General features: G+C 43.9%; 16 protein-coding genes. 3 read left to right on the top strand and 13 right to left on the bottom strand.

What is annotated here, in order from left to right:
• The first annotated feature begins 224 nt into the window (after positions 1-224).
• Complete coding sequence (locus tag JC606_RS12010) at positions 225-440, top strand: hypothetical protein (protein WP_102424727.1); 216 nt, start codon at positions 225-227, stop codon at positions 438-440.
• Between the two features lie 147 nt (positions 441-587).
• Here JC606_RS12010 and JC606_RS12005 read toward each other — a convergent pair whose 3' ends face one another.
• On the bottom strand, positions 588-1,019 hold the full coding sequence (locus JC606_RS12005) for a GNAT family N-acetyltransferase (protein ID WP_198778655.1): 432 nt from the start codon (positions 1,017-1,019) through the stop codon (positions 588-590).
• Between the two features lie 329 nt (positions 1,020-1,348).
• Between JC606_RS12005 and mrdA the strand changes: the two genes are divergently transcribed.
• Positions 1,349-3,199, top strand: a complete 1,851-nt coding sequence (gene mrdA / locus JC606_RS12000) for a penicillin-binding protein 2 (RefSeq protein ID WP_198778654.1) — start codon at positions 1,349-1,351, stop codon at positions 3,197-3,199.
• Positions 3,200-3,410: 211 nt separating this feature from the next.
• Here mrdA and JC606_RS11995 read toward each other — a convergent pair whose 3' ends face one another.
• Together JC606_RS11995 and JC606_RS11990 are read right to left on the bottom strand one after the other, a co-directional pair.
• Entirely contained in the window at positions 3,411-3,698 is a 288-nt protein-coding gene (locus tag JC606_RS11995; RefSeq protein WP_105024078.1) for a YciI family protein, read from the bottom strand.
• A 72-nt stretch (positions 3,699-3,770) separates the two neighbouring features.
• The gene (locus tag JC606_RS11990) at positions 3,771-4,040 is read right to left on the bottom strand and encodes a winged helix-turn-helix transcriptional regulator (RefSeq protein ID WP_004736858.1); all 270 of its coding nucleotides are present in this window, start codon (positions 4,038-4,040) and stop codon (positions 3,771-3,773) included.
• Positions 4,041-4,456: 416 nt separating this feature from the next.
• On the opposite strand from JC606_RS11990, the gene JC606_RS11985 reads away from it, so the two are divergent.
• Positions 4,457-5,569, top strand: a complete 1,113-nt coding sequence (locus JC606_RS11985) for a linear amide C-N hydrolase (protein ID WP_198778653.1) — start codon at positions 4,457-4,459, stop codon at positions 5,567-5,569.
• Between the two features lie 340 nt (positions 5,570-5,909).
• On the opposite strand, the gene JC606_RS11980 is transcribed toward JC606_RS11985, so the two are convergent.
• From JC606_RS11980 to JC606_RS11935, 10 genes are all read right to left on the bottom strand, one after another.
• Positions 5,910-6,566, bottom strand: a complete 657-nt coding sequence (locus JC606_RS11980) for a Qnr family pentapeptide repeat protein (RefSeq protein ID WP_198778652.1) — start codon at positions 6,564-6,566, stop codon at positions 5,910-5,912.
• 405 nt (positions 6,567-6,971) lie between these two features.
• Positions 6,972-7,454 (bottom strand): MarR family winged helix-turn-helix transcriptional regulator, encoded by a 483-nt coding sequence (locus JC606_RS11975; protein ID WP_004736861.1) that lies wholly within the window; start codon positions 7,452-7,454, stop codon positions 6,972-6,974.
• Between the two features lie 353 nt (positions 7,455-7,807).
• Positions 7,808-9,022 (bottom strand): choline ABC transporter ATP-binding protein, encoded by a 1,215-nt coding sequence (gene choV / locus JC606_RS11970; protein ID WP_137408449.1) that lies wholly within the window; start codon positions 9,020-9,022, stop codon positions 7,808-7,810.
• A 2-nt stretch (positions 9,023-9,024) separates the two neighbouring features.
• Positions 9,025-9,867 (bottom strand): choline ABC transporter permease subunit, encoded by an 843-nt coding sequence (choW, locus tag JC606_RS11965; protein WP_004736863.1) that lies wholly within the window; start codon positions 9,865-9,867, stop codon positions 9,025-9,027.
• A 76-nt stretch (positions 9,868-9,943) separates the two neighbouring features.
• Positions 9,944-10,915, bottom strand: a complete 972-nt coding sequence (locus JC606_RS11960; RefSeq protein ID WP_137408450.1) for a choline ABC transporter substrate-binding protein — start codon at positions 10,913-10,915, stop codon at positions 9,944-9,946.
• A 112-nt stretch (positions 10,916-11,027) separates the two neighbouring features.
• Complete coding sequence (gene betA, locus JC606_RS11955; protein WP_105058560.1) at positions 11,028-12,731, bottom strand: choline dehydrogenase; 1,704 nt, start codon at positions 12,729-12,731, stop codon at positions 11,028-11,030.
• 71 nt (positions 12,732-12,802) lie between these two features.
• Positions 12,803-14,263, bottom strand: coding sequence for a betaine-aldehyde dehydrogenase (gene betB / locus JC606_RS11950; protein ID WP_198778651.1), 1,461 nt, complete (start codon positions 14,261-14,263; stop codon positions 12,803-12,805).
• A gap of 104 nt (positions 14,264-14,367) precedes the next feature.
• A complete protein-coding gene (betI, locus tag JC606_RS11945; protein WP_061031994.1) occupies positions 14,368-14,970 on the bottom strand; it encodes a transcriptional regulator BetI in 603 nt (200 codons plus the stop codon).
• A 401-nt stretch (positions 14,971-15,371) separates the two neighbouring features.
• Complete coding sequence (locus JC606_RS11940; protein ID WP_102425773.1) at positions 15,372-15,881, bottom strand: hypothetical protein; 510 nt, start codon at positions 15,879-15,881, stop codon at positions 15,372-15,374.
• A gap of 9 nt (positions 15,882-15,890) precedes the next feature.
• The gene (locus JC606_RS11935; protein ID WP_137408453.1) at positions 15,891-17,573 is read right to left on the bottom strand and encodes an LruC domain-containing protein; all 1,683 of its coding nucleotides are present in this window, start codon (positions 17,571-17,573) and stop codon (positions 15,891-15,893) included.
• Between the last annotated feature and the right edge of the window lie 141 nt (positions 17,574-17,714).

Raw genomic sequence — 17,714 nt, 5'->3', positions numbered from 1 at the left:
AAAAATTTGATGGATTTGAACTGACCAAGCTAAAGGATACAGAATACTATTATTTCACTTGTATACTTTTGGCTTTATAAATAAAGAATAAACCACTGTTATTTAACTAGTTTTATACCATGTCGACTTAGAACATATTTACAGTCACCCGTAATGAAAAGCTATTTACAAAATACTCATTAAGAGCATAAAATAGACCCACTAATCTTGTACTGGTGTTAATAATGCGTTACCTATGGGCTTCATTCTGTCATAAAAACCCTATCCCCGGACGAATCGTTCATATCCTCGTTATCTTGATAGCGTTAGCTTCTATCGTGGTGCCATTAATGACCAAAGATGCCACAACAATACTAATTTCACTTTGTGTTGCTTTGGTGTGTTTTGTGCTGTTTGTGTTCTTTGCCCTCGCCGACAAAATGCGTTCGGGTATGCACTAATCTAATTCGATATCGCAAAGCATTTATCTTTTTCATGCCATTATTAAATGATGGCTACTAGATACGGAAAAGCCCAAAGTTATTAGCTTTGGGCTTTTCTTCTAGCGACTATGGTTGATTACAACCGAGTGATACGACAACCGAGTCTTACAGCGTCATATGCAGAATTGGAAATGGTTTCCCCGTGTCATCAAGTGGTGAGCGTGATTCAATTTTGAACCCCATGTGCTGATAGAAGCCTACCGCTTGTGGGTTTTGCTCATTCACGTCAACTTTGGTCGCTGCCAACTGCTCAATCGCATGTTGCAACAACACCGTACCCACTCCTTGTCCTCGAACTTCGTTCAAAACGAAAAGCATCTCGACTTTTGCATCATGGACGCCCACGAAGCCAACAATCGAACCACTTTCATTTTTAACGCATTTCACAGAAACCGCAGGGAACGCATGTTCCATGATGATAGGTTTAAAAAACTCAATATCTTCTTCTGTAATGAAGTCATGAGTTGCTCGGACTGAATTCTCCCAAACCTTAAGCATTTCTGCATAATCTTCAGGAAGCACATTTTCTATAGTCATAATTTTCTCCGGATTGAACTGAATATAAACATGTGCAGCCGCGAAGACGCATATTAAACCTAAACCATTAAGTGAGCCAATGATGTCTATAGGAGATCCTCGGATGAAAACACGTCCCTTACCCCCAAAAAAATAGCCTTGTAATTGACATACGCAATACGTTCCATATCATCATGCAAGCCTCCTCTCCCTAAAAAGCGAACAAAGCAGTAGAAAAAGATATGTTATGCCCACCCAGTCAGTCATTTAATGAATGTTTTTGTGAGCGAAATCACCTGTGTTTACATTTATGGTCAATTCAACACCGCCATGTTGAAGGACAATGATAAATGCGAAGAAGAAACAAATTTCGAGATCATAAGCTAGAAGCTAGATTATTCAGAAGTCGGGCGGTGTTTGCTTTTATATGTATTGTGTTCCTAGCAGGACTGTTGGTTCTAAACATATACTGCCTACAGGTGACACAACATGAGTACTATCAAACGCGTTCTAATTCAAATCGTATCAAAATCATCCCCGTCCCCCCTACCAGAGGCCTGATTTATGATCGTAACGGCATCATTTTAGCCGAGAACGTACCAGTATTTAGCTTAGAGCTAGTACCAGAAAAGATAGAAAACATATCTGAAACGATCGAGAAGCTACGTGGAATCATCGATATATCCCAAGAGCAAGAGGAGAGATTTAAAAAAAACCTCAAGCGAGCACGACGTTTTAGTTCAATACCTCTGTTAGACAACCTTAATGAGGAACAAGTCGCTAGGTTCTCGGTAAATCGTTATAAATATCCGGGTGTGGATGTTATGGCAACGCTAAAAAGACATTATCCTTATGCTGATATTTTGACACACTCGCTCGGCTATGTTGCACGCTTGAACCAGTCAGACCTAAATCGTCTCATCACTGAAGGGAAAGACCACAACTATAAAGCCACTAGGAACATCGGAAAAATTGGCATTGAACGGTATTATGAAGATGTACTACATGGAAAAGTAGGCTATCAAGAAGTCGAAGTAAACAGTCGTGGTCGCGTCATACGAACGCTCAAATACGTCCCCCCAGTCTCTGGACAAGATATTACCCTCAATATCGATGTTGAACTTCAATCTTATATACATAAACTGCTTGGAGGCCGCAAAGGAGCTGCAGTAGTGGTAGATCCTCACAATAACGGTGTTTTAGCGATGGTGTCTAGCCCTAGCTATGACCCTAATGCCTTTGTCGGAGGTATATCTAACCATGACTACAAAGCATTGTTGACCAACAGGAATAGGCCACTAATCAACCGCGCTACGTTAGGCACCTATTCTCCAGGCTCTACTATTAAGCCATTTATTGCTGTAGCAGCCTTAAAAGAAAGGAGCATAACACCGAGAACCAAAGTTCGAAGCGTTGGCGCATGGCGAGTCCCTAACAGCAGTACTCGTGCATTTCGCGATTGGCTCAAGTGGGGGCATGGTAACGTAAATGTGACTCAATCTATCGAACAGTCCGTCAATACCTTCTTCTATCAGATTGCATACGACATGGGTATTGACTCACTCTCCAACTGGATGATGATGTTTGGCTTTGGCGAAAGTACCGGGATCGATATATTCGAGGAAACGTCAGCTAACATGCCGACTAGAGCGTGGAAACGGAATCGCTTTAACAAGCCTTGGTATATCGGCGACACCATACCTATAGGTATAGGGCAAGGTTACTGGACAGCAACTCCCATTCAGATAGCCAATGCCACCTCAATTTTAGTCAATAATGGTCGGAAAAAGCCGCTCCAGTTGCTCGACAGTTTATCGAATCAAAATGATTCGACTAAAAATAAGCTAGCCGAGTCCCCGCCGATCCAAGGAGTTCCATCAAACTACTGGGAACTTGCTAGATACGGTATGTACCTAGTAAATCATGGTAAAAATGGCACCTCTAGAAAAGTATTTCGAAACGCTCTCTATAAAAGCGCAGGGAAGTCTGGCACGAGCCAGGTCTTCGGGTTGGCAGAAAACGAAGAGTACGATGCTGATAATACTCCCGAACATCTAAGAGATTTAGCGTTGTTTACTGGCTTTGCCCCTTATGAAGAGCCGGAGATCGTAGTAACAGTAATCCTCGAAAATGCCGGTGGCGGTTCTTTCAATAGTGCGCCCATCGTTAAGAAAATCTTTGACCAAGTATTAATCAAATAAAACAAGTAAAATTAAAACGATAATCTAACTTAGGCGACAACACGTAACTAGGCCACTACCAGTCCCTGCTCTGGTAATAGTGTGTTGCACATAAATTTTTGTATTAGAATATTCTTAAAACATAGATATCGTGCGAAAGGTTTCCGTAGATCTACGAGCTTGAAACTAAGCCCACTCACTGATCTTGCTCCGTTTAGATTAACATTGAGTGTCAATTGATTAACGAAGCAAGCTCAGGAACCATCTTGCTTGGGATAAACTCTGTTAACTCGTAATCGGCAAGGTTGTAAATGATAAAAGGGTCATGATTTAATATACCTTCTAGTGCAGTGCGGTCCTTCGCCTGTGCAAGGATAACCCCACCAGTACGAGGCACTTTCCTGCCGGAAGCAATAAAAATACCCAGCTCGTAGTATCTATTCAGATAGTCAATATGATCCTCAAGATACTTATCAACTTCTGATAATTTACCAATATAATTTAAAGATACAATAAACATGATGGCTCCTCGTTCAGGTTACTGTATAGCTTCATAGGCAATTTTTTTAGTATTCACTTTTCACTCTCCGTCTTAGAGTGTTTCAACCCATTGTTCAGCTAAATCTTTTAAAGGATGAAGGGATGAGATGATTTGCTTTCCTAAATCCGTAGGTTGATACCCCCCCTCTCCGCGTTCAAGTAACTTTGCCTGTCTTAAGTCTTTAATTCTTGAATTTAAAACGGCAGGAGAAATTGATTCACAGCGATCCTGCAATTCACGGAATGTACAGGGACCACCTGAACATAGCTGCCAAAGAACTCCCATAGCCCAACGTCTCCCCAGCAAGTCAAATAATGCCATGATAGGGATTCCTGACTCTGAGCCGCGAACTGGCTTACCGAGACAACTAAAATGAGTCATTGAGATTCCTCCGCTATCAAAAACGTGTCTGAGTATAATCGGTTATAATTTAACTTGCTATGTTTTTAATAGCAAAAAATGACGCCTTGATTGAGGTAATTACCTTCAAAGCTTTAGCAAATGAATCTCTCCTCTAACTTATTGAGAGCCAGTTGAATTGATATACTTAAGATTGCATAATATCCAACATAGAAACAAAGATTATTTAACAAGTTATTGTTATATGTTTTCTGAGAAATAAAAGTTGAATTAACCACAACTCTGAAGAGTGCAAAATTCTATCAGCCAATGACATATATAGCGCATAACACCTAGCATTCGACACATACGAACTTATCTTTTAGGTTACTTAAATCATGAAAAAACAATTATTAACACTCACCCTAGTTGCCACAACGCTTGGAGCCATTTCTGGTACAGCACAAGCTTGTACACGAGCTTTGTACCACTCGGATACTTTAGATACGACGATGGTCACACGTTCAATGGACTGGGAAGGTTACGATCAAGGTGTTGTGCGCGGTGTACCGAGAGGAACAGTCCTTGATACACGAGCACCCACGGTATACGGTGTCGACCTCAACAAATCAGGGGGAGCCCATCAAGTTTACAAGTCAAAACATGCCATGATTGAGATTGCAAGCTTCGACGCAGAGTTTGTCACAGAAGCAATCAACGAACATGGTGTTCTTGGTCAAATTCATTATCTCAATACAGACTGGCAAGATGAAAAAGCGCGAGTAAAAGGTAATCAAGACATCGATGGTCAGCGATTCGTGCAATACGTTATTGCGAATGCAAAAAGCCTTGATGAAGTAGAATCTATTATCAATAACACAAACATCCGTGACCAAAAACTTGGTGGCGTACCTGGTCTGTATGATGCGAATACAACTGTAAACCACTTCTTGGCTCACTTCATTTTTGCTGATAACTCTGGTGAGACTGTCCTTGTTGAAATGGTAAATGGTGAAAAGAAACTCTACCGAGGAACAGGTTCTTTAGATGTCATTTCAAACAACCCAACGTTTGATACCATGACAGAAATGGACAGAGAATTATTTAGTGAAAAGCGCTTCCCAACGGCTTCAATCAACTCTATAGATCGTCGTTATCGTGCTCAATATGCTCTTAAGGAAGTAAAAGCGTATGAAGAGCGTTTTGGTATCCGCGACAACAAACAATTAAGTAATATTATTGAAGGTGTTGCTCATGAGATGCGTAGCGGGTATACAAAATGGGACGTTGCCTATGACGCGAACTTTCCAACTTTATGGGTTTCGCAAGTAGACTTAAAGAATAAAACACTCAAGCTAGACCGATGGGACACAGATCAAGTTGAGACATACGATTTCTCGATGTTTGATGTCAATGGTAAACAAGTGGTTGAATTGGGGCGTAACACGAACAAACGAGAATCTCAGCCTTGTACAAACATTAATAAAAACCAACCATTCTGTGCCATATAACTTTGACTACGCCACACTTAGCAAGGCTTCAAGCTTCAGAAGAACGTGGGTGCCTATCAAAGATTAGGGCGTGATTTAGCTTAGAGGTTAGTTCGAACTGGGCCAAAGTCGGTGAAGAGATTGTGAGTACGTAAAGCTCTCAACCGATAAGAGCAAGGCACTTTCCTGCTAGGAAAGTGCCTTATTTTAATCTTGCTTTGACTATTAAAATCAAAACTTTACCTAAAAATCTCACAAGATAAGTTTCATAGATAAAGCAGGTATAAACCATGTGCAGCCACAGTGGTTAGAAGCAAAACAACCGTCTTTTCTCGGTTAATCAAAGATTTCGCTAACCCTATTAATCAGGCAATACCACAATACCCATAGTTTCAAGCAGTTGCTCTTGTTGCCAAGCGACAATTTTAATGCCCGATGTGTCAACCTTTCGAGGATCTAACCCCTCTAATTCAGCGTGACACAAGTTTGCTCCCTGCATACTGAACTGTCCCCATACATCTTCAGAGAATACGCCTCGGCTCAGATCCGACTCCTTTAATGACGCTCCTGCAAGGTAAGTTCCTACCCAACGGTTCTCAAACAGCTCACATTTTTCTAAACAAGCCTGTTCAAAGTTAGCATACGACAAGTTACAGCCTGTGATATACGCTGAGCAAAAGTACATACGATTACTCACCTGGTTGGCAAAGTTTGTTCTCGTAAAGTTAGCCCCTTTCAAGTCACATTCACATAGCTCAATCCCATAGCAATTGGCGTTACTAAAATTCGCCATGGCGAGATGGCAGTTCTGAAAACTTGCATCACGCAAATCTGCGATACCAAAGTGGCACCCTTCGATATCACCTTGCTCAATGAACTTACAATTGATAAAGGTCGTGTCACGTAGGTTACAACGCCTAAAGTCACAGCGAATGAAGGTACATGCTGTGAAAGTCATATCAGACAGATCTTGTTGAGCGAAATTGTGGTGATGGTAAGTACTGTTATTAGTGTCCATTTAGCCCCCTAAAGAAAGTAAGCTAAGACTACCACTGGGATCTTCAGAAAACATCAAATTAAAAACCAACAAAAACAGCAACTTAAAACACCCATCTTTAGCCAATTTAAGGCACCAAATAAGCAATTTAAGCAGGCTGTTTTTAGTTGATAGAACGCGCTTATATTGAAAAAGTTTTGTGGCTTACAGAAGGTTTTGTGACGTAGCTGATCATCAGATAAAGATGCATGTTTAAAAATCAGTAAGCTTTAAATAGCCAGGAAACCTGGCTAACGAGGAGGAAAGTACAAGACTCAATTTTTCTGAGAAGTTAAAAACAAAATAGGTGAAGCTCACCATCGTGGAGGCTAACCGATTCATAAGTACCGAGGGTTGAATTTAACTCGTGTTCTCAGGTTGTGTTGTCTAGCTTTTCGCGATATTAGCGATACCTTCAAGCTGAAGAACTGGAGCGGCATCAATGTCTTCCGCGTTCATCATAGATGACACACGTTGCATCGAAGAAAGCAGCAGGCTTTGCTCCCACGGCTCAAGGTTTTGAAATTTGTTAACGAAGCTGTCTTGCAATGGTGGTGGCGCATTGTTTAGCAGCTCTTGACCTTTTTCGGTCAAGTTTGCATGTACTTTACGACGGTCAGCAACACTACGGATACGTTGTACATAGCCATTCACCTCTAGACGATCAATGATCGTAGTGGTGGTCGCTTGGCTTACATTGGTGTGGTTAGACAATTCTTTGATCGTCACGTTGCCCATTTCTTGGATTGCTCTCATTAAGATTAATTGAGGGCCAGTCAAACCATACTCTTTACTCAGCTTCTTCGAATGTAAATCGATAGCGCGAATAATTTGGCGAATAGCGACCAGGATTTCGTCATGTTTGTCCAAGATGCAGACCTTTGTACTAATATACGGTGAATGTTTTCACAGTGCTCGAGCGATTAGAAACTCCAATTAATAGAGCTAAAGTTGCTCAGGAATTACACTGTAAATTGATAAATTACTTCATTAATTTTTCCGCATTGTACTGATGTTCATACTATTCTCAATCTTTTCTATGCCTCTGAGTTTGAGCGTGACAACACTTTTGTACTTTGAGTACTGATATTACGGTTTTAAGCGGCGAACCATCAAAGAAAAGTCGCGAACAAGAGAAAAATAAAAAGAGAGTAGAGTCAGATAGGTAGCGAGGTTTCACTACCTATTTATCATTAAAAAGCGAGTGTGCTCAACTCAAACGACTAAGCAGCATTATTGAGTTGGAAATTCCCCGTCAATGCGTTGTAAAACTCACTGTTATCCAAGATTCCGACCAATTGATTATCTTCAACCAACAAGATCGGATGGTTACTGATCTGCTTGAGCTTAATTGCATCGCGCATGCCAATCTCAGGGCTTACCACAACCACACTCGACCCGCTGATCTCGGTTAAATCATCAGACTCATTCCACTCGACAAGTGCCAAATCCGATTCACCTTTTACAGATAGCTCCCCTTCGCTCTGCTCAACCCATAGGTCTTTTGAATCGCAGATCTGCCAGCTTTCATCTTCTTGTTTTAAAGAATCCAAAGGTAGCATCAGTGAACGACCTTTTAGTACATTCAATGGGTTAGTATGAGCAACGAAGTCCTTCACGTACTCGGTTTTGGGTGTGAGTACGATCTCTTCAGGTTTACCGTGTTGAATCAGTTTGCCTGATTCCATGATCGCGATGTTGTTACCAATCTTCAGCGCTTCGTCTAAGTCATGGCTGACGAACAGAATCGTTTTGTTTAGCTTGTTCTGTAACGTGATCAACTCATCTTGAAGCTGTGCACGAATCAATGGGTCAAGCGCTGAGAACGGTTCGTCCATCAATAGAATGTCAGTGTCCATGGCAAACGCTCGTGCCAAACCGACACGTTGCTGCATACCACCAGAAAGCTCATGCGGGAATTTCGTTTCCCATTCCGCTAAGCCAACCATTTCAAGCTGTTCACGCGCCTTAGCACGACGAACATCTTTGGCGACACCTTGCATTTCAAGGCCAAACGCCACGTTATCCAACACGGTTAACCAAGGCATCAATGCAAACTTTTGGAACACCATCGAAACTCGGTGGGTACGCAGGTGACGAAGTGTCGCTTCATCGCACTGTTCACCTAAATCGACCTGCTTATCGCCATCTTTAATCGCCAGCGAGCCGCGGCTGATCTCATTCAAGCCGTTTACAGCTCGAAGTAACGAAGATTTCCCTGAGCCCGATAAGCCCATCAGCACGCAGATTTCGCCCTCTTTAACCGTGAGAGATACATTGTCTACGCCCACGACTTGGCCTGTCTCATCAATGATCTCTTGACGAGTTTTGCCCTGGTCGAGCAACTCAAGCGCTTGCTTCGATTTATCACCAAAAACGACATCGAGGTTTTTAATCGTAATTGCGTCCACTGTCTTTTGTTCCTGAGAAATAGGCATGATTAAGCCTCCTTCTGGTTAGGTGTTTTGCACAAGCGATCCAGAATGATAGCAACGAGTACAATCGCAAGTCCCGCTTCAAAACCTTGTGAGATGTTCACTGTGTTCAAGGCTCGAACCACTGGTTTACCAAGCCCGTCAGCACCAACAAGCGCCGCAATCACGACCATAGAAAGCGATAACATGATGCACTGAGTGACACCTGCCATGATGCTTGGTAATGCTGCCGGCAATTCCACTTTGAGGAGTAACTTCATACGGCTAGCTCCAAACGCTTTACCCGCTTCAATCAGCTCTTCTGGCACCTTAGTCACACCCAAGTAGGTCAGACGTATTGGCGCTGCAATAGCAAAAATTATGGTTGAGATTAAGCCAGGAACGATGCCTAAACCGAATAGAACCAAAGTTGGGATAAGGTAGACAAACGTTGGTACCGTCTGCATTAAATCAAGAATGGGGCGTAGTAAGGTATATAACCAAGGGCGGTGCGCTGCCATGATGCCAACCGGTACGCCAATTAATACGGAAATCGTTGTCGCCGCAAAGACGAGAACAAAGGTTTCCAGCATTTCTTGCCAATAGCCAAGGTTGAGAATGGTCAGAAGCGCCGCGACAACGAAAATCACCAACGACAATTTACGGTGTAAATACCAAGCGATCGCAGCAGTAATCACGATAGGGAGCGCAGGCGGCATCCATTTAAATACATCGACTAAAAACAGAATAACGGTTTCTAAAAAGATAGAAATAGCATCAAAAAAGCCCGCTGCGTTGATAGTTAACCAGTCAACACCAGCTTCCATCCATTGTCCGACAGGGATTTTGTTTTCCGTAATAAAATTCACAATATTGCCTTTCATTATTGGCGGGCCGAAGCCCACCTTTATTCTTTATGTAGCTTTGGTAAACAGATAGGTAGAACTATGCTTTTACTTGCTTTAGGTATTCAGTAACCGCTTGAGTTGCTGATTCACCTTTATGAGTTTTTACGTTGTCTAACCAAGCTTCCACTTCCTGTGGATTGCTGTTTAACCATTGCTGAGCCGCTTTCTCTGGCTTCACATTTTGGTTCAAAATCGCTTCCATCAACTGGTTTTCCATCTCTAATGTGAACTCTAGGTTTTGCAGAAGCTGACCGACGTTTGAGCATTCAGATAGGTAGTTTGAACGAACATTGGTGTAAACATTCGCGCCCCCGTAATTCGGACCAAAGAAGTCATCACCGCCAGAAAGGTATTCCATCTCAACGTTACTGTTCATCGGGTGCGGTGCCCAACCAAGGTAAACAATCCATTGGCTACGGCGTGCTGCGCGTGATACTTGCGATACCATACCCGCTTCGCTTGACTCAACTAGGCTAAAATCTTTTAGACCGAATGCGTCTGAGTCGATCATCGATTGGATTAGACGGTTACCATCATTACCTGGTTCAATGCCGTAGATACGGTCTTTGAACTTGTCAGCGTGCTTTGCAAGATCTGCGAAGCTTTTAACCCCCGCGTCGTACACGTATTTAGGTACCGCTAGTGTGTATTTCGCACCTTCAAGGTTGGCACGAACCGTTTCCACAGTGCCCGCTTCGCGGTATTTAGCAATGTCACCTTCCATAGTCGGCATCCAGTTTCCTAGGAACACATCGATGTCACCATTAGCCATTGAAGAGTAAGTTACAGGTACTGAAAGTAGGTCGGTTTTGGTGGTGTAACCTAGGCCTTTTAAAAGCTCAGTAGTGACAGCTGTGGTGGCAGTAATGTCAGTCCAACCGACATCGGCAAAACGGACGTTTTCACATTGTTGTGGTTCAACGGAAGCGTTAGCTGCAAATGCAAATGAGCTAATCGCAAATGTGGCTAACGTTTTTGTGGTCACGTTGTGCATGTTTAGAGTCGTCATAATGGTTCCTTTTAATCTTTCCTTTTTTCTGCCTCTTCTCAAACAGTAGAGGCAGTTTTGCTGACTTTTAACTAATTCTTTTTATTGCTGTTTTTCACTTAGTCATAGGGTGTTACGCTTCCCTGACTGGTTTGTTGATTCTTTGCTTTTCTTGCCATTCCGGCGCAATCCACACTGGCACGTCTTGTTCTTTGAGCATTGGTTTCCCCAAAATCAAATCGGAAGCGCGCTCAGCAACCATGATGGTTGGCGCGTTTAAGTTTCCGTTTGGAATGGTTGGGAAAACAGACGAGTCAACGACACGCAGATTATCAACGCCGCGAACACGACACTCTTCATCAAGCACCGCCATTGGGTCGTTATCTGAACCCATTTTGCAGCCACAGGAAGGGTGATAAGCACTTTCAACATTCTGCTTAACCCACTCGTCAATCGCTTCATCGGAGGTCACATCCGAGCCCGGCTGAATCTCTTCGCCACGGTAAATATCCATCGCAGGTTGCGACAAAATTTCGCGCGTTAGGCGAATACAATCACGCCAATCTTGACGGTCTTGCTCGGTCGAGATGTAGTTGAAAATGATCTCTGGCTTAGCATGCGGATCGGCCGAAGTGATAGCTACCGTGCCGCGGCTTTCTGGCTTGTTAGGTCCAACGTGTACTTGGAAGCCATGACCATCAAAAGCGGCTTGGCCGTCGTAACGCATTGCCGCTGGTAGGAAGTGGTATTGAATATTTGGCCACTTCAATCCTTTACGAGATCGAATGAAGGCGCACGATTCAAAGTGATTGGTTGCACCTAAGCCTTTGCGAGTAAGAATCCACTCTGCACCTATCATTCCTTTACTCACTAAACCAAGCTTACTGTTAAGCGTGATAGGTTCATTACAGTGGTATTGAAAGTACACTTCTAGGTGGTCTTGAAGGTTTTCACCCACACCATTCAACTCGTGTTTAACTTCCACGCCTGCCTTTTCAAGTACCGCTTTCGGGCCTATACCTGACAGTTGCAGTAGTTGAACAGAACCGATAGAGCCCGCAGAAGAGATCACTTCTTTGTTCGCCATCGCGGTTTGAACGTGACCAGACTTTTCGAACTCAACACCGACTGCTTTCTTGATTTGATCCGATTGAGCCTCGATCAGAAACTTGCGTGCCACGATGCCTTTTTTCAACGTAAGGTTGGGGCGCTTCAATGCGCGACGCAGATAAGCGTTAGAGGTTGAGGCTCTAACACCCTTATCTACCGTCATATGCATGGTGCCAAAGCCTTCTTGCTGGTAGCCGTTGTAGTCTTGTGTTTCTGGGTAACCGGCGTCTTTTCCCGCGTCGATGAAGGCTTGGTAAAGTGGGTTAAGCGCCATATCGTTACCGTTACATGTGCCGACAGGACCATTGTCACCACGGTATTCGTCACCGCCTTTATTCCACGATTCAGCACGGCGGAAATAAGGCAAACACGCTTGGTAATTCCAGCCGGCAGCGCCCTCTTCTTCCCACTGGTCGAAGTCGCATGCGTGGCCACGCACGTAAACCATGCCATTGATTGACGAGCTACCACCTAACACCTTGCCACGTGGGCAGTGCAGCTCACGTCCATCAAGGCCCGGTTCCTGCTCGGTTTCAAATTGCCAAGCGTACTTTTCAGTATTCATTGGGTAAGAAAGCGCGGTTGGCATCTGGATAAAAATGCTCTTATCCGTGCCACCAGCTTCCAGTAATAAAACGCTATGTTCACCGCTTTCCGTTAGCCTATCCGCTAACACACAGCCGGCCGAACCCGCGCCGACGATAATATAATCGTAGCGTTGTTCCATGTTATCTATTCCCTGAGATGAGTCAGTTGGGCTAGCTCTTCACGCTAGCCCGTTAAATCGAGTGTTACGCGTTAGGCATAAGGGCTGGCGTAATCGCCAAGTTCGACAAGAATACTCTTAGTCTGCGTATAATGAAGTAGAGTCTCTGGTCCGTTTTCACGACCAATACCCGAAAGTTTGTAGCCCCCAACAGGCATTTCTGCCGGTGAATCCCCCCACGTATTTACCCAACAAATACCCGCCTGCATTTGGTGAATCACACGGTGTGCGCGAGAAAGGTTCTGTGTGAATACACCTGCAGCCAGACCATATTTGGTGTCGTTAGCACGGCGAATCACATCGTCTTCGTCGGTAAACTTCATCACCGACATCACAGGGCCAAAGATCTCTTGCTGGACATGTGGCATAGAGTCATCACAGTCGACAAACACGGTTGGAATAACAAAATTGCCGTTTTCGAGGCCGTTATCCGTTACTTGGTAGCCACCCGTCAACAAAGTTGCGCCAGACTGTTTAGCCAGCTCAATCGCACCAAGGACTTTCGAAAGATGCTCTTTAGAAATTAATGCACCGATCTGAGTCTCCATCTCCATTGGATTACCAATGATCAATTTCTCTGTGCGCGTTTTGAGTTGTTCGATGAATGCGTCATAAATATTTTCGTGCACATAAACACGAGTACCATTGGTGCATACTTCGCCTTGAGTATAGAAGTTTGCCACCATAGAAGCCGAAACCGCGTCGTCCAGTTTTGCGTCATCAAACACGATCATTGGTGATTTTCCACCAAGCTCCATCGTCACTGATTTCAGCGTTTTAGCGCTGTCAGCCATCACTGCTTTACCCGTACCGGTTTCACCCGTGAAAGACACTTTAGCGATGTCAGGATGAGCCGTAAGCATTTGGCCAACACGACAGTCACCTTGAACCACGTTGAACACACCATCAGGAAGGCCAGCTTCGGTAAAAATTTCTGCAAGCTTTAGAGCTGTGAGAGGGGTTTCTTCAGACGGTTTGAAAATCATCGCGTTGCCCGCCGCCAGCGCCGGAGCTGATTTCCACATCGCAATTTGGATTGGATAGTTCCACGCACCAATGCCCGCACAAATGCCTAACGGTTCACGACGTGTATAGAAAAACTGAGATTCGCTAAGCGGTTGTTGGTCACCTTGCATCGTCGGCGCCAGGCCAGCAAAGTATTCAATAACATCCGCGCCAGAGGCTACGTCCACTTCAATCGCTTCTTGTAGTGGCTTACCCGTATCAACAACCTCAAGTTTTGCAAGGTCATCATTTCGAGCTCTAAGTATTTCTACCGCCTTCAAAAGAATACGACTACGCTCGACTGCTGTCATTGCAGACCACACTGCGAAGCCACGTTTTGCTGATTCGATAGCGCTATCTATATCCGCTGCAGAGGCTTGCCCCAGCTTGGCAATAGGTTCGCCGTTTGCAGGGTTGATGCTATCAAAGGTTTCACCAGACGTAGCTTTCACTGCTGCGCCGTCAATGTATAACGAGTTCATTTCCATTTGAGATTCTGACTTAGTTGTTGTTATTAGACTCTGCTGGTCTTGTTTGAATGTTAGTTGTAAGTATTGGTCGTTCTAGTGCTGTTCTATGACTAAACTGTGGTCTACTTGGTATGACACGAGTAGAACGTTAGTTGTTTATCAAGGTAATCATTGATGATGGCTTTGGCTTTCTTAGCATCGATACCATCAGGGTTTAACGTGCCTCTCAGCCATAAACCATCAATCAGAGAAGCAATCCCGTGAGCAACGAGATCCGCTTGTTCATGATCCAAAATACCTTTCAATTCAAGGCGTAAATGCGAGAGTAAACGTATTTCATTCACGCGCTGTAATCGTTTTAACTGTTCGTCATGCATGGAGTAAGACCAAAACGCCAACCACGCCTTCGCGACCTTATTCTCGGCTTGATAGCCTTCGAAGTTGCCATCGATGATCGCATTGATCCTCTGTTGGTGAGCATCAACAGGGAGGGCTTTTAATGAGGTGGTGATGGTATTGGAGAGTTGGCGAAGAATTTCGCGCATGGTTTCTTCAAGCAGGCCATGTTTGCCGCCAAAATAGTGATTGATAATACCGGTAGAGACTCCCGCTTCTTTGCTGATCAACGCAATACTTGCGGCATGCAAACCGACTCGATCAATCACCGTCATGGTCGCTTGAACAAGCTGTGGTTTACGTATGTCAGGCATCCCAACCTTCGGCATTTCTCAGTCCTTTTATTTTTTATTGAACGTTCAGTTAAATATAAAATGACAGAAATTTAGTTAGGGTTCAAATGATTATTTAAAACAAACCGTTAACAAAACAACACAACTCAAACAGAAATAACAATAAAAACAACTACTTAACATTAATTTAGAGCACTAATCAAAATCATTATAAGTTTGAACTATGATGGTTATGGCTCAACAGATATTGATTAAAACGCCTAAGTTTTAAGCAGAAGAGGAGGTGGGCTTACTAAATGAGAGAGCCCTCTTTTCAGCTCTATTTTTCTTTGGAATAAAGGAAGGGAAAGCAGGTGAAAAATAAAAGTACCCAAATATTTGGGTACTTTACGTTGGAGATACTATCGCTCAATATTTTGTCGATAAGCGACACGTTACTAGAAAGCCAAATGGTAACTATTGCTCGACTGATCAAGTGTGATCACCCAGCTCTGTTCTTGCTCCTTACTACTCATTGGCACCCAACGAGCATAGATCTGCTCCCAGTTACCATTGACTTCTAACTCTACGACATCGGTGTGTGTTGGATAAACGGTTGTGATTCGAGAAGTAGGCTCCGCAACAACATCACCATTACTCATGACAAATGCTGACTCAGAGTACAAATGAAGAGCCCCTGCCGTCGTTCCCGTGTAATCCATTGACAAGCTGATCTTCTCCCCAATATCAAATGAGAAACCAACAGGCGCCACAATGTCAGACGTACTGATCGCGGCTGGTTGGATTGCTGACGCAGGCAGTTGAGCAGGCGTTGGAGACGGTGTCGCATCTGGAGTCTGTGCAGGTGATGCACTCGTGTTACCACCGCCACCTCCTCCACCGCCGCCACAAGCACTGACTATGAGTGAGAAGGATGTCATGGTGATTAATTTGCTGATCTTATTCATGCTGCTCTCCTACTCATCCGTCGCTGATATAACTTTGTTAGTGGTCGGTGCTTTATACCATTCACCATCAGTTTCACCGCTGCTGGTTACCCATGTAGGGAATGACGTATAGGCATCACTGATATCAACCAGTTCTACAGGGTGATCCCATTCGTCTCGAATATTAATAACCCATGGCATGTTATTGCTGGTTTTGAACGACTCAGAGCCTGAAGAGCTATCATCATGACTGTTGAACAAGGTGTCATTCATATCACTTGTACCTGAAAACTCTTTTAAGTGAGTTTGCCACGTCATACCCGGTGGGGTCGCAACGAAGTCACCGTGATAAGTACCATCAGCTCCAAAGATAAACGAGTCATAAGGTGGGTAACCTATATCATCACGTGATACTGGTGTAGTAAATTCCACGTACAGTTGGTAGTTAAGCACGTCAGCGTTTTGTACCCCAGAACACGCACTTTGGGTTCGGTAGAAAACACAGCTCTCTGTTAGTTCACCTAAGTTTTCCAGATCCTCTCTTAGATTTTCTGACACCATCAATATCGTCTCACTGTCTCCCGCTTGTAAAATCGTGTGACCAACGGCAACGCCATTACGAGTGAGTGTGGTAGATGCCACGTTCGCAGGTAAAACATTCGGTAGTTTCACTGCATAACCATTCGAGTAGCCTGCCCCCATCGCTTGAAGAGTGTAATCTACGGTCAAGTTTTTAAGTTCTCGTTGACCATTGAGCTGCTCCGTCACTTTGTAGCGCCAAACCACATCATTGAAGTCGTAGTCACCTTTTAGTGGCCAGTTATCCTCAAAGGCGATCGTTGCGTAGCTGTTCGAACTTGGGTAGACGGTTGTCACTGTCACATCTTCATTGTTCTCTTGGACAAGCACCTCATATTTTGAGTCTGTTGTGCCATCTTCGTTAACCCCATCAACAGCAATAAATGGCGTAACTTCAACAGTAAAGATCAAATCATTAAAATCGTTGTCTCCCGTTGGACGATAAATATCCTCAAAGCCAAGTACCAAAAACTCATTCTCTGTATCCAGGAAAGCAACATTATGTCTTCTATTGTCAGCTGACGCCTCAGGGTTAAGCGCTGGATAGCTGTAGAAAGGTGTGCCCCAGCCACCAAGCCACGGGATGTTGTTATAAGATCCTTCCCAGCCCCAACCATTCGAGATGATAAAAAAGGCTAATGTTTGACCTGCCGTAAGCTGGACACTGAGATCGATGGAGTCCCCTTCTTGCATTTCCCCAACATCAGCAACGGACGTATTAGGAAACACCACGACGTGTGCGTTGATATCGTCTTTAGTAGCTGGAGGGTTATTGGTATCAAAAACGAAGTAACCAAGAGTGTTACGGTAACCCGCCCCTTCGTTCAAAAAAGTGATTGTGGCTGTGGCGTACTCTGCACCGTCCAACTCATCATCAATGTCGATGCTCGAGTAGCGCTCAGGGGCAATAAAAGCGCTGTTGACGGTGGTACCTTCAGGCAACATCGAATAGACGTTGGTTAGCACGTCTTGGGGCAGTGATGCTGACACCGAATACGTATTATTAGGTTTACCTTTTGCTGAATAGTTGGACGCATCCGCGCCAGATTCAAACGTTAGATCCGCCGTGGTCAACGCCATCGCGACACATGGCACCAAGCAACTCGGCAGTATGACTGAATTCCAATTTTTCATTCTGTTCCCTCTTTCACTAGCCTGAAACGTGTAAAGAGGAGAGGAGCAAGTATAGTGCCGAAAAATAAAGTCTTTCATAACAAAGACTTATATTCGAGCTATTCATTTTTCTCAATTTGAGAATGAAGTTGAAATGGAAAC

The sequence above is a fragment of the Vibrio sp. IB15 genome, from assembly GCF_016406055.1.
GTDB classification, from domain to species: domain Bacteria; phylum Pseudomonadota; class Gammaproteobacteria; order Enterobacterales; family Vibrionaceae; genus Vibrio; species Vibrio chagasii.
The sequence above is the reverse complement of the archived record's forward strand: the minus strand, read 5'-3'. Positions and strand labels throughout refer to the sequence as shown.